The following is a 12,737-nucleotide window of genomic DNA, read 5'->3' as shown; positions in this document are numbered from 1 at the left end:
TTATGAGTGCGTATTTGATCCATGATGCCGAAGCAGTAATGACTGGTCACCTAGGTGCCGAGGCCCGTGCCGGCCGGGTGGATATTCGTGTGCGTGACGGCGTAATTACCGAAATGGGTCAGGATCTCCCACCGCATGCCGACGATGAGCGCCTTGACGCGCGTGGCTGCGTTGTCTACCCCGGCTGGATCAACACTCATCATCATCTTTTTCAGAGCCTTCTTAAAGGCATCCCTGGGGGCATCAACCAGCCTCTGTCGAAATGGCTTGGTGCGGTGCCTCAGCCTCGCCTGGAACGGATGACGCCCGAATTGGTGCGCATTGCGGCGACGGTAGGCCTGGCTGAGTTACTGCTTTCAGGCACAACCACCTGCGCCGATCATCACTATGTGTATGCGCCCGGTATTGGCGCCGAGGGAACCGCTGCGCTGTTTGAGGTGGCCGAGGAACTGGGGGTGCGTCTTGTCGTTTGCCGGGGCGCTGCCACATTGGTCCCCGGACCGAATGATTTCCCCCAATCCATGAAGCCAGAAACCGTGGGCGGCGTCATCCGTGAGGTAGAAACCCTCAGCACCCGCTACCACCAGCGCGGACCCAGGCCGCTACGCCAGGTGGTGATGGCTCCCACCACGCCAACGTTTTCAGTCCGCCCTGCTGATCTGCGGCCCCTGGCCGAGGCAGCTCGCGCGATGGGCCTGCGCCTGCATACCCATCTCTCCGAGACGAAGGACTATGTGACACATTGCCGCGAACGTCACAACTGCACTCCGGTGGAATTCTGCGCACGCCACGATTGGCTGGGGCCCGATGTCTGGTTCGCCCATATGGTGCATGCCACCGACGAGGAACTGCGGCTGATGGCGCAAACAGGGACCGGCGTCTCTCACTGCCCGCAAAGCAATTGCAGGCTCGGTTCCGGCATGGCACGTGTGCCAAATATGGCCGCCGCCGGCATTCCGATATCGCTGGGAGTCGATGGCGCTGCCGGCAACGAAGCGGCGGACATGATCCAGGAAGTGCATATGGCATGGCTCCTACACCGCGCATTGGGCGGCCCCGACGCTACCAAAGTCGAGGATGTCATTCATTGGGCCACAGCCGGCGGTGCCCAGGTACTCGGGTTTGAGGGGGTGGGTGTACTTGCCCCGGGTATGGCGGCAGATTTGGCTGTCTACGACCTTGGGCAGCCCCGCTACTTCGGGCTGCACGACCCAGCAGTGGCCCCGGTGGTGGCTGGCGGTAGTGCAAAGGTACGCCATCTGCTCATGGACGGGACGCCCCGCGTGGTCAACGGCACCATTCCAGGTCTGGATCTGGACCGCCTGCAGGCATTGGCGGCGGAAGCCGTTACCCGATTACATTGATTGTTCCTAAACCACAGGTAATCCTATGAACACTTCAACCGACAGGTTTAGTGTCACTGCCGATCCGTACCGCTGGCCTTACGATAGCCACGTGGCTCCAGCGAAGGTGGCGCTCATTATCATTGACATGCAACGTGATTTTTGCGGTGAAGGGGGGTTTTTGCATGCGCAGGGCATTGACATCGGGCCAGCACGCAACACCATTGAGCCGATTAGCCGGGTACTGAACCTAGCCCGCCGTGTGCCCGGCATGTGGGTCATCCACACCCGCGAGGGCCACCGTCCAGAACTGGTTGATCTATCGCCTCCAAAGCTCTGGCGAAGCCAACAGGTCTGCGACGGTATCGGCAGCGAGGGCCCGCTGGGCAAATTACTGGTCCGTGGCGAACCTGGCTCGGAAATCATCCCTGAACTCACGCCCGCCCTTGGAGAGCCGGTAATCGACAAGCCCGGCAAGGGAGCCTTCTACGCTACTGATTTCGAGCACATTCTGCGGACCTGCGGTATTACTCACCTGATACTCGCGGGGCTCACTACCGACGTCTGTGTACACAGTACGCTCCGAGAGGCCTGCGATCGTGGCTTTGAATGCCTGATGCTCAGTGACGGAACCATGGCGACCGAACAGAAACACTACGAAGCCAGCCTGACTATGACCACCATGCAGGGGGGGCTGTTCGGCTGCGTCGCCAGCTCCGCACAATTGTTGGAGGCCTTGGAACCCCTGGCCGAATGAAGCCTAGACGGTGAGTCCAACGGATCGGACCAGCTGCTAACGTACTAAGCGCTCGGCGTTTTCATTTTTGCCTCTTTGCCACGCACTCTAAGGGTCGCAGAAGTAGACTTGGACATCGGTAGTAACGGTGAATTTCTTGTGACCGCCAAGCTCGCCTCATCGGTCCCAGGGCGACGTTTTCTTCAGCTCAGCAGGCAGCCGGTTAACTTCTCTGTAAAGTGCGCCTCGATTTTCCGCGGCGCTCAGCCATTACCAAGGATGCTCAATCGGGCGCAACATTATCAGCAACCAACACGTTAACTTCCCCGTGCTCATCAACGCTCACGAGGTTGCGAGGATTAAACTGCGGATTCTGCTCAACGCCGTGATAGCCGTAGGGGTTAGCCAGAACCCTTGTTCCACATGGCATCACATGATCTTGTGTCTGATGAATGTGGCCGTGAACCGCCACCGCAGGCGGTCGCCGCGTAATTGCAAAAACGCTATCCAGGTCTGATGCGAAAGCAGGGGATAGCGGCTCGTTCCGGTAGACAGCCGGAATCGATTGCCGCGACGGCGCGTGGTGCGTCATTAAAACAACTGGTTCCTGGCTCTCGTTGAGCAGGTCGGAAATGAACTCGAGGCCTTCCGAATGCCACTGTAGTACGTCGCGAGCCCGTAGCTTTCGGTAGCACCCGGCTGGATCTTTATAGCGTATTTTCCTGAAATCGTTCATCTGCCGCTCGGCTTGCGTTCGTGCTGATAGCTGATCGCCGTGCAGGTTATAGTCCGTCCAAAGATCAGTCCCACCGATGCGTACCCCCTCGACAACTACGCTCTCGTTCAAGAGAAGAGAAACGTGGCTTCCACGAAAGGCATCGTTGAGAACGCGGACAGCTTTGTCGCGTCGACCCCTGTATAGCTCGTGATTGCCCAGCGTCATTAGGCCCACCCGGCCTTCACAGGCTTTCAGAACCCAATCGATGTGGCTTGCGCGAATACCGTCCATGATGTCGCCGGCGAGCAAGATCACTCGCGCATCAGGATGCCAGTGCAGCGCCGGCAACTCGGTGTCTGGGAAAAATCCCAGGTGTATATCTGAGGCATAAGCAAACTTGAGCATTGAATTTCTCGCCGTTAGCGTCCACTGAATACTATCCCTGCGGATGCCGGATTCGCTCCAGGTAGGCCACAACGCTATCCAGGCCTTCGCCCCTTACGATGAGCTCGATGGGAGCCTCGCCAAATGCCGAATTCTCTGTATCTAGCCAATGACGCATCGCCTTCCTGTCACCTCCGACGAGCATGGCGAGTGATCGAAATATAGTGAGGAACGCGAGCTTCGACGCTTGATCAATTTCTCCGTTAACCATTTCCTCAAGACTTCCGATATTCAGAAACTCTACAGCTTGAGAGAGCCTGCTGTCTGTCTGCTTTCTATCGTCCAAATCGCATTTGCTCCGTTCATGCTAGCGGTAGCCAGTTAACTTTATCCTAGCATGACCACGGCAGCACAGGTACTTACCTAAGGGCGATAGTTATTATATCAAATCATGGTATAAAATCGCCGTTTTGAATTGGCGTGTAGAATTCGGCTAAGTAGCAGATTTAAAACAATAAAAAAATTATACAATATGAATATATGCACCGACCAAGGTGTATTTATATGTGACTAACAGTTCGACCGCTATTCCTGTTTACTTGTCTTTTAATCAAAGTTAAAGTATCAGTTACACAATGAAGTAAAATAGTCTTTTATTTCGACCTTTGGTCTATTTATTATTGTAGGAGATGGCCTAACACGAGACACTATATGTTCCAGATGACTATTCGACAGCTATTACGCACAAGCCTGACGTTATCACCAGAGATTTACGGCACAGCTCGAGCGCATGCTAATGTCATTCGCAAAAACGCGGCCATTAATGAGTTGAGCCATGATGCAATCCAGATGGCACTTCTATTGGCGCCACCGATTGTCTACAGGGGATCGGATGGCGCTCACTACTGCGCGGCGAATCTGCGTAGCCTTCATCTCGCGCAGAGATTACCAGAGAACACGAAAATAGCGGTGTTAGTTGTACCTCAAGATGAGCTGGCGCCGCTGAGCGTCATGTCCGCGCAACTGGAGTTGATTGGCACCCTGTGCGCTGGGCTCGACGAGCGGTTTTTGCCCGGTGCGCTGCGCATGCTGTGGGAGGCGCTACCGAGTTCAGCGGCACGTCGAGAACTTTCTGAAGATTTTGTTTCAAAAACCCGTTTTGCGGAGGTTACGGGCACCAACCGCCGGGATTTCTCGCGCCGGACCAAACCGTTCCGTTCAGAGTTTCGGGCCTGGATGGAGCGCTGAAATGTCCCTAGTAAGCATAATCGCAGGCTTCGACGAAGAGGTCCGCGCCCGCTTCGGGCTACGGCCAGACCTCGTCGGGACGCGATATCTTGCAGAAGGACTTCAGGCGCTGATACCGCACATTGAGAAGATTGGCGCACCGAGGTTTGGGTCGCCGCTTCTGGAACGAACTCAGGCATGGTCCAACTTGGCCCGAGGGGGTTTGCCTGTGCAAACAGGGCCTATTCCGGGCAGCAATCGCTTAAAAGGGGATTGGCCAGTCCACGCGCTGATCGTGGACCTGGCCCGTTCCGACGGCAGAGGCCGAAAATCGCTCGCGCTGGCGGCCCAAATCGTCGTGGCATCTGATCTGATCCAATGCAAAATCGACCAGGGCAGCGTCAAAAATCGCAGTGGGTTTGTGTCAACACGGGTGCTGGCATGCCGACGGCACCGCCAGATGACCAGGCGGGAGCTGGATCTTTTCCCAGACGTACCGTACTGCATGATGTCATTACATCGCGCCCTAGAGGCGATTCTAGATAATGACTTAACGCAGGAGCACGAGAGTACGGTCGGTCCCATGGAGCGCATGTTCGCTTATGCGCTGGGCCTGCGCGACTCGCCCCTTAGGGGGCCACGCCAGACCAGGAGGCCCGATTCTACGTTTGCCGCTGCCAGGGTTGTTCGGTCACAGGGTTCGCAGGACCCAGACGGTGAAATCCACGAGACTGAGTTCGCGCTGATAACGGAATGCGCTATTCCCCATGACGAGCTGGAAGACCAGCGACGGCTAGGGTTATCGGGCGAGGAAAGCGAGCTAGGCGTGACGTTACTGCAGCCCAAAAGGACGTTGCGACCTGAAAAAGGGGAAGCGCCCGGGCTCGCGACCTTGTATTCCAGGAGCGCGATCAAGCACCAGCAGAAGGCGACGCAGCGGTTGCCATCGCGCTGGGATAGCCTTAGTTCGTTCGAACATACGGTTCTGCTACGGGCAATACTCGAGAATCGGGAGGCGTCGCCCGACGCCGTTGCTCTAATAACGCTCTGTCTGATGACAGGGCAGGCCGCCACGGACGCCATGAGTACACGGGTGTGTCGGGACGTCGTGGACTTGCCGAAAGATCCAGATGCAGGAGTCGTGTATCTGGTGACGGCCAACGCCACCTGGCACCGAGGAGTGTTTCGGCCCGCCGAGGCAGGGTCTGCTCCCGCCAATGCGGCCCGTGTCCTCGCACCGGTTGCGCCATCGGTTGGGTTCCCCATTGCAAAGCGGTTTTGGCAGGCGCTGGAGCTTAGTCTGAGTCGGGCTCTAGGGAGGTCCGAGCAGCTCGAAAGTCCGCTGTTTGACGGTGATATTGCCAGCCCAATCGACCAGGCAAAACACTTGATTGCCGCAATTAACAGGCGGCAGAACACGAGGCTCACTCTCCTCAGAATCCAGCACACTCTGTATCAGCTGTTGGTCGAGCACGAGGGTGATTTAGCAGAGGCTTGCCTCGTGACCGGGCAGCTCCCCCCGACAGGGCAGAGTGCTTCTATTTTTTACCACCACACAACAACGTCCATCCTGATTCGTCGCTATATCAAAGCTGTTGAATCGCTACCACTGGAAATGGAGTTTTTCAGGCATGAACGGTTGCTCGGTCAGGGCAGTGAAGTCGGCTCGGAACTACGACTTGCTATCCCAGCGCTCAGGAGACTCGTAAAAGACCTGATGGAGTCCGTCAGGTTGGCCCAGATCAACTGGACGACGGCGGACGCCTGGATCGAGTTCCACAACGCGTATACCTCCTACACCATCATGCTGATGTTATTCACGACGGGATACCGTGCAGTTCAGGATCCTATCGCGACCGAGGCTGATATCGATTGGGACAATCGGTTGGTTGTCATCAATGACAAAGCTGGGGGGCGTGAGGGCCATAGCCGTATTGTGCCGCTGGCTCAACCCTGCTGGCAGCAACTGGAACACTATCAGCGCCACCGCCGCTTTGTCGTCGAGACTCTTTCTATGATAGGTCGCCAAGCTCCGGCAAGTTTCTTTTTCTTTCTCACCGATTCAGCTCAGGCAGAGCAAGTTCGGCCCGTGACTCTCGCAAGGCGCCTGAAGTACTGTTTCGATCTTCCCCTGAATCTAAACAGACACCTGTTGCGCGGCTATATTCGCGAAGCGGATGTGCCGGGGGAAGCGGTAGATGCATTTATGGGGCACTGGATGGACGGTCAGAATCCATGGGGCCGTTACTCCAGTCTGGATCCGCTTAACTACCGAGCGGCCATCGGACGAGCCGTAGAACAGCTATCCTACGTCGTCCAATGGCGTGCGCTGGAAGGCCTGTCATGAGTGGGACAGGCGATTGGTCAGGGTGGGGCATCAGGCCAATCGTTCGACGCCGGGGGGCAGGAGACCAGGCTCGCACCGCTGCTCGGGCGCAACAAAAACGTGCGGACCAGTTACAGCTACTGGACCAGTTAAAGCGGCAGTATCCTGCGCTCGTGGCGGGCGAGCCGGGTCAGCAGCTATCGGAGGACGAAGTAAAGGCACTGTTTGAGACCATCAGTGACGCAGGCTCCAACCATCAGCTGCGGGACCGGCATAATTTTCTCGTACGCGGACTGTCCCGCGGTGTCCAAGAATGCGGTTGGGATATCCCAGTACCTGCGCCAATCAGCGTCTATCGTGCTGAGAAAGAGGTTCTGACGCCGGAGCTGTTCCGTGAGTTAGCGCCGTACCGCGCAATGTTGCAGCGCTTCTGGGATCATTTAAACGGCGACTACGTCCCGGGCGGAAGTACCACCGCAACAGGCGGACGCCAAACCGGTCACCAAGACCTGGACGCCGGGCAATTGCTGTTTTCGGCTATTACCAGGGGTATGCTGTTAAACCATTACTGGGCCACGGCATGGCCAGAGGCGATCAGCCGAGGCGTCTTTTTCGCAGGCAAAGCCGACCGTCAACCGGTGTCGTTAGAATTCAGAATGGCCGATATGGCTCCGCGAGGGTCGTCACTCAACTTCGCGAAGACCTCTATGGTCCGACGATGGTTTCCGGACACTGTCACTGCGTTGCTGCTACAACGCTGGTACCGCAACTACGGTCGATCCTGGCCAGATGAGCGCCCTGGAGTATTGCTGAGCCGGTATCTGAAACACGTGGGGCTGAATCCCCCGGCAGGGAGTCAGCTCGAGTGGCTGATGACTCACGCACGCACGGCCGCGATGGTCGACATACCGCACTTCGTCGCGCATTACGCGCAAAGCCGAGACCTCGGCCCATCGCTGACATCAGAGTGCCATGAACGCCTCTGGCGTGGCTTGGCGCCAGCGCGCAAATTAATACCGATCGAACCCACAGACATAGCAAACCGCGCTCCGGGGTCGGTTAATTTACCGAAGATGCCCGAAACACAGCTGCTGTCGGGTCAATTAGCGTCGTTAAATCGCCTTCGTGACTGTGTCCGAGTTAAGGACCGATATGAAAAAAAACGGCCTACGAGCGCAGTAACCAAGGCGTTGCGAGACATGCTGAAAAGCGGCGGCGAAACACCGCCGTTGGTTATCCTCTTGGCTCAATGGCTGAAACAGCGCCTGACGGCTGAGGGCAGTGAAAAGCAGACGTTAAAAGTGAGCTCGGCTGCACGTTATCTGTCCAGCATTGGGAAAAGTCTGGTCATCGCGTCGGTAGATCAACCGAATGTAGCGACCTACGCCCCGTCCGACTGGCAGGCACTCTACGAAAGGGCTATGCAGGAGTCCGCAAGTAACAACGAGGCGGTTTACCGCTGCGCACGGCTTGCTGAGTTCCATCATTGGCTGGTTGATCAGTTCGATGTTCCGCCCGTCAATATCCAGGACGAACGACTGGATCTCCGCAACGTCGATGCGCAGATTCTGACGCCGCGGGAATTCATGAGAGCGCGGGCATGGCTGGCTCAATCGGCCGATGCGCGATTAGCAGCTATTAGAGAGCTGATTCTGATTCTCGGGTACCGGTGCGGTCTGCGCCGGAGCGAGGTTGCCTCTCTGCGCATCCAGGACGTTCCTGGCATTCTCAAGCCGGGCTGCAAGCACCCTGAGCTACTCGTCCGGAATAATCTCTACGCGACGGTTAAATCGAGCTCTAGCGTGCGTCGTCTGCCTCTGTGGCTGTTTTTGATGGATAGCGAAATGGCACAGCTCAGACAGTGGGTGAGACTACGGTACTCGGAACAACATCAGCTCTCTAGTCAGGCTCTTCTGTTTTGTTCTGCTGGCGAGCCTCTTCGAATGCTGACGGACAGGGAAGTGTTCGCGCCGATACAAAGGGCCATGTGCAACGCCAGCGGCACGGAAGGGATGCGGTTCCACCACAACAGGCACAGCTTCGCGACTTTTTCACTACTGAGACTCATGGAGCCTCAACCTGGCGACTATATCCCCGAGCAGTGGCGGCTGGACGATGATAAGCAAAATGCTCTGCCGAGATGGGGCGAGTGCTTTTCCGAGTTAGCGCGCCTCGGCTCCAGCGGCGTACCCACCCGGAAGCATCTTTGGGCGCTTAGTGGCTGGTGCGGCCATCTGGATCCCGGCGAGTCCATGGCCAGCTATCTGCACCTGATTGACTGGTTGCTTGGCGCTATGGTCCGCAATCGGCGTAACCCTGAGCTGACGATGGTGGCTCAGGCGAGCCTTCTCGGCGTCAATCCCAGCGGTATAGACGTTATCCGTTATCGACACGGTTTGAAAGGAAGCACAACCGCTGAACAGTTGCTCGCCGTCTTAGCGAGGCGGTGGTCACGATTCACTGCCCAGACAGGAGAAGAGCCTTGGATCGTCCCGCAATGCCCGGAGCTGGATCCAGCACAACGGCAAGTAGCGATAGACCCATTGATGCTGTATCAACTCATGGCGACGCTGGACGCTCGATACGACACTGATCCTTCGGTTTTTGAAGATTTGGCTGAAAGCTATGGAATTGAGGCCTTTGTCATTCGCGAGTGGGGCGACAGGGTGGCAGAGATGAGCTTACTGGAAACTGCGAGAGGGACCTCCCGGATTCGCTACAGGCGCACCCAGAAAAAAGTGCTGCCCAAGAATAGCCACGAAAAAACGAAATGGGATGCATCTCAGGCACCTTATGCGCCCTCGTCAGATATATTCCCGGCTCCTCCACGAACGAAGCGCCAGAAAGCAGAGGTGCAGGCGCTTTTTCAGCGCTTGCAACGCATCCACGAAGATGATCCTGACTTCGTGCACAAGGTGCTGAGTGACTTCCTCCAGAATCTGAAACGCTCACAGACTCTAATCAAGTTCAAGAGCTTTGAGTCCAAGCGCGACTTCCTGCGATTGCTGGATATGTTGAGCTTGAAGAGATGGGCTTTCGTCAGGGTCAATCTAGGGCTGGATAAAGATCTGCAGGAGGCTCGGCGTTTTTGGGCGGTGCGTTTTGAGGTTCCGAAATCGCGGGTTCTAGTCAGCCGAACAGGCTTGCGGCTCACTGAGCGAAACCCAAAAGGCGTAGCGCACATTGATCTACATGCGGACGAAACGGGCAAGCGCATGCTCTGGGATGTAGTACGGTTCGTTCTGACGGCAGCCATCGTCTGCCTGCCCCCGGCCAGCATGGTGGGCGGCATATTGCCGAACAGTGAATGATTCAGGTTGTGATCCAGTAAATCGAGGACCGCTTAAAAACGAGGCGTCTGGACTGAGTCGAAGGTTCGAGTCTAGCCCGGATTTCTCATAGTAGTCCCTGATGGGCGGATGCCTGAGGATATCCCGGTTTTCGGTGTCTCGTCCGGGGTTTTTTGATCAGATATTAATCAATTCCTGATGTGCAGACACAATTCCCCCTTTCCCCCATTACTGACGGGCCGGGGGAGCCCGCTGATCTAGGTGGGCACCAGCCGCTGAACCAGGGCTGATAATTCTGTCTTATACGGATAGCTATCACTCATCAACACCCGGATTCGGCGGGTATTGCGGATGATCACAGCGCCGACCTTGATCAGTTTCAACCGCAGGGTGCCAGCGCTCATGCGCTCGAAGGGCGTGCTTTTCAGATGCACCCGCAGACGCTCGAATAGGGTGTAGGCAAAGCCGGAGAGTATCAGCCGCCACTGATTGGTCCACCATTGGGTACTCGATGTGCGGTCGGCAAACAGATCCAGCTGCTGATCCTTGATCCGGTTTTCCATGTCACCGCGGGCGCAATACTGTTCGTAGTAGAGCTTGAACCCCTCGTCGTAGCGGGAGCTGATGACGAAGCGGGGATTCGGACCCTGGGGGCCGTATTCCAGGCGGGCGACGACCAGCCGTTCCTGCTGCCAGCTTCGGGCCTTGTAGTTAAAGCGGAACGTAACGGCCAGCTTGTCGCCGGTGGCTTCATGATATTCCTGGACCTTGTCCATGGCGGGTGCCGCCAGGGTTTCCAGCCGCGTATTGCGCGCCATGCCCACGATGTAATCCACCTGGTTGTGGTCACACCAGGCCAGGATTCGGGGCTTGCAGAAGTGGGAATCACCCCGGAACACAATGCGGGTTTCTGACCAGTAGCGCCGGATAAACCGCACCAATAGGGCTAGAATGGCCCAGCTGTGCCGGGCATCACCCCGATTACTGGTGCGCAGATAGCTCACCAGCAGGTGCCGTCCGCAGAAGACATACAGCGGGAAGTAGCAGTGGTGATCGTAGTACCGGTTGAAGAACTTGCCCGGCTGGTCGCCGTGCACCGGAATATCCGTGCCGTCGAAATCCAGCACGATTTCCTTTGGCGGCTTGTCGTGCTGCTCAATGAAATGATGCCAGAGCAGCTCATGGGCCTTCACGATGGTTTGCCGGTCCACGGCCTGTTCCATTCGGCAGAGCGTGGACTTGCCGGCCAGGACGGAGACCTCACCCGTGGCGGATTGCAGCGCCTGATCAAAGCGTAGCGCTTCATGGTCATTCAGGTCTTCGTATCCGCCGGCCACGCCGTAGACCCGTTGCCGGACCATGGTATCGAGTTGGTGACGAACCATCGTGGAATCCCGCTGATCGACCAGAGTCTCGGCCAGTCGCTGGGTTAACTGGTGTTGCTTATCGACTTCGCGTAATAACAACAAGCCAGCATCGGAGGTGATGTGGCCTCCGGAGAAATCGGCTTCAATCTGACGGCGGAACAGTGGCGAGAAGGTCAGCTTTTCGGGTACCATTTTGGATGCGGCTTCTGGTGGTTCGTTTTTGGTGTAAGGTCCTGAAATGTTACCACTTTAAGCCGCTTTTTCCTTCCTCCTCATGAGAAATCCGGGCTAGAGTATTCTTCATCACGGTGTGCAGTCGCCAGATCCTGCTCTTGCGAGGTGAGCCCATGAAAAAACGACTACTCTCAGAAAAAGACCTGCTTCGGGGTCTGAACGAACATACGGGTCACGCAGATGAGGTTTTTACGCCGTTGCCTCGGGAGCTGGACCCGCTAGAGAAATTGAAGGGTTCGGTGATTAAGTACGATAGGCCGTTCGATTCGGTGTGGGATGATTGGTTTGACGACCAGGACGTGTCGGAAGAATCCCTGGCCAGTCGTGATCAGCCGGAGCCTAAAGCGTGATGCGTAGACGCAGCAAAGCCCGCATTGATTCAGTTTGAACATGGCCAGGGAAATGCCGTGGTCATGCTCACGGCTGCTCCCGACCAACAGCTGGAGCTCGGTCCCACTCTGTCAGGTCGTCTGGAAAAGGCGAATCTTCATCGCACTGGGCCAGCAGCTCGCTTAGCGCGTACTTCCGCCTGCGTTTATACGGTTGAATAGTAATTGTGCTGTCTTGAGCGTCGATTTCCACGCTATCCCCTACCTTGAGATGAAGCTGGTCACAGATAGCCGCTGGCGGAACGACTCCAACATTCTTCCTAATTTTCGAATGGTGGTTCTCATTCTGACCTCGGATGTGATGAGTCCTCGCCGACAAAATAGCCTTAGCTCGAATGTGCTGCAAATGCCGGTGCGGAGCCTGTTAACGCAGCAACTGACGCTTACGATTGAGGGCATCGATTGACCCGGGCTGATACAGCTCTACCAAACCGATCATCAGGGCTTCTTGGCGCTCAAGGCGACCTTCTAGGTCAATCAGCATTTTTATGATGATGGCGTTGTTGTCGCGGCTGCGCGCTCTGGCGCCTGTGCTTCTGGTGGCCACTTTGAGCAGTTCCGATTGATCAATCAGCCGCCGTCCTGCCTCGCTCAGTAGATAGGATAGAAGGCCTTTATCCATCCATCGGTAAAGTGTTTTGGTCGTCCGGCCGACAAGCGTTGCGGCCTCTTGGAGCGAGAGGCCCTCAGCTGTAATAGGGGACATCGGGTTTCTCCTGTCTC

The 12,737-nt window shown here is 56.5% G+C and carries 11 protein-coding genes; 6 read left to right on the top strand and 5 right to left on the bottom strand.

Annotated features, from left to right (window positions below):
- Nucleotides 1-2: 2 nt before the first annotated feature.
- Nucleotides 3-1,364 carry an amidohydrolase family protein gene (locus soil367_RS16520; RefSeq protein WP_136550133.1) on the top strand — a complete coding sequence of 454 codons (1,362 nt, stop codon included), beginning with the start codon at nt 3-5 and terminating at the stop codon, nt 1,362-1,364.
- 25 nt (nt 1,365-1,389) lie between these two features.
- Nucleotides 1,390-2,100 (top strand): cysteine hydrolase family protein, encoded by a 711-nt coding sequence (locus soil367_RS16515; RefSeq protein ID WP_136550132.1) that lies wholly within the window; start codon nt 1,390-1,392, stop codon nt 2,098-2,100.
- A gap of 262 nt (nt 2,101-2,362) precedes the next feature.
- On the opposite strand, the gene soil367_RS16505 is transcribed toward soil367_RS16515, so the two are convergent.
- Entirely contained in the window at nt 2,363-3,202 is an 840-nt protein-coding gene (locus soil367_RS16505) for a metallophosphoesterase (protein ID WP_136550131.1), read from the bottom strand.
- Nucleotides 3,203-3,233: 31 nt separating this feature from the next.
- Complete coding sequence (locus soil367_RS16500) at nt 3,234-3,527, bottom strand: MbcA/ParS/Xre antitoxin family protein (protein ID WP_136550130.1); 294 nt, start codon at nt 3,525-3,527, stop codon at nt 3,234-3,236.
- Nucleotides 3,528-3,892: 365 nt separating this feature from the next.
- Here soil367_RS16500 and soil367_RS16495 point away from each other — a divergent pair, with 365 nt between their 5' ends.
- The 3 genes from soil367_RS16495 to soil367_RS16485 are packed head-to-tail and all read left to right on the top strand — an operon-like array spanning nt 3,893 to nt 10,045.
- Nucleotides 3,893-4,429, top strand: coding sequence for a hypothetical protein (locus soil367_RS16495; RefSeq protein ID WP_136550129.1), 537 nt, complete (start codon nt 3,893-3,895; stop codon nt 4,427-4,429).
- Nucleotide 4,430: 1 nt separating this feature from the next.
- A complete protein-coding gene (locus tag soil367_RS16490) occupies nt 4,431-6,755 on the top strand; it encodes a hypothetical protein (RefSeq protein WP_136550128.1) in 2,325 nt (774 codons plus the stop codon).
- Nucleotides 6,752-10,045 (top strand): site-specific integrase, encoded by a 3,294-nt coding sequence (locus soil367_RS16485; protein ID WP_172962376.1) that lies wholly within the window; start codon nt 6,752-6,754, stop codon nt 10,043-10,045. The genes soil367_RS16490 and soil367_RS16485 overlap by 4 nt, the downstream gene beginning before the upstream one ends.
- Before the next feature lie 236 nt (nt 10,046-10,281).
- Here the strand turns inward: soil367_RS16485 and soil367_RS16480 are convergent, their stop codons facing one another.
- Nucleotides 10,282-11,583 carry an IS1380 family transposase gene (locus soil367_RS16480; RefSeq protein ID WP_136545945.1) on the bottom strand — a complete coding sequence of 434 codons (1,302 nt, stop codon included), beginning with the start codon at nt 11,581-11,583 and terminating at the stop codon, nt 10,282-10,284.
- Between the two features lie 155 nt (nt 11,584-11,738).
- On the opposite strand from soil367_RS16480, the gene soil367_RS16475 reads away from it, so the two are divergent.
- On the top strand, nt 11,739-11,975 hold the full coding sequence (locus tag soil367_RS16475) for an AbrB/MazE/SpoVT family DNA-binding domain-containing protein (protein ID WP_136550126.1): 237 nt from the start codon (nt 11,739-11,741) through the stop codon (nt 11,973-11,975).
- 67 nt (nt 11,976-12,042) lie between these two features.
- Here the strand turns inward: soil367_RS16475 and soil367_RS19230 are convergent, their stop codons facing one another.
- Both soil367_RS19230 and soil367_RS16470 read right to left on the bottom strand, forming a co-directional pair.
- A complete protein-coding gene (locus tag soil367_RS19230) occupies nt 12,043-12,333 on the bottom strand; it encodes an AbrB/MazE/SpoVT family DNA-binding domain-containing protein (protein ID WP_425459986.1) in 291 nt (96 codons plus the stop codon).
- Between the two features lie 45 nt (nt 12,334-12,378).
- Nucleotides 12,379-12,720, bottom strand: a complete 342-nt coding sequence (locus tag soil367_RS16470) for a helix-turn-helix domain-containing protein (RefSeq protein WP_136550125.1) — start codon at nt 12,718-12,720, stop codon at nt 12,379-12,381.
- Nucleotides 12,721-12,737: the final 17 nt, after the last annotated feature.

Source organism: Hydrocarboniclastica marina (genome assembly GCF_004851605.1).
In the GTDB taxonomy this organism is placed as follows: Bacteria; Pseudomonadota; Gammaproteobacteria; order Pseudomonadales; family Oleiphilaceae; genus Hydrocarboniclastica; species Hydrocarboniclastica marina.
This window is presented reverse-complemented; position numbering and strand designations above follow the sequence as displayed.

Bases quoted from the DNA above. Each gene is read 5' to 3' on its own strand.
- soil367_RS16485 (WP_172962376.1), top strand. From the start codon at position 6,752: ATGAGTGGGACAGGCGATTGGTCAGGGTGGGGCATCAGGCCAATCGTT.
- soil367_RS16515 (WP_136550132.1), top strand. From the start codon at position 1,390: ATGAACACTTCAACCGACAGGTTTAGTGTCACTGCCGATCCGTACCGC.
- soil367_RS16475 (WP_136550126.1), top strand. From the start codon at position 11,739: ATGAAAAAACGACTACTCTCAGAAAAAGACCTGCTTCGGGGTCTGAAC.
- soil367_RS16470 (WP_136550125.1), bottom strand. From the start codon at position 12,720: ATGTCCCCTATTACAGCTGAGGGCCTCTCGCTCCAAGAGGCCGCAACG.
- soil367_RS16520 (WP_136550133.1), top strand. From the start codon at position 3: ATGAGTGCGTATTTGATCCATGATGCCGAAGCAGTAATGACTGGTCAC.
- soil367_RS16490 (WP_136550128.1), top strand. From the start codon at position 4,431: ATGTCCCTAGTAAGCATAATCGCAGGCTTCGACGAAGAGGTCCGCGCC.
- soil367_RS16495 (WP_136550129.1), top strand. From the start codon at position 3,893: ATGTTCCAGATGACTATTCGACAGCTATTACGCACAAGCCTGACGTTA.
- soil367_RS16480 (WP_136545945.1), bottom strand. From the start codon at position 11,583: ATGGTACCCGAAAAGCTGACCTTCTCGCCACTGTTCCGCCGTCAGATT.
- soil367_RS16505 (WP_136550131.1), bottom strand. From the start codon at position 3,202: ATGCTCAAGTTTGCTTATGCCTCAGATATACACCTGGGATTTTTCCCA.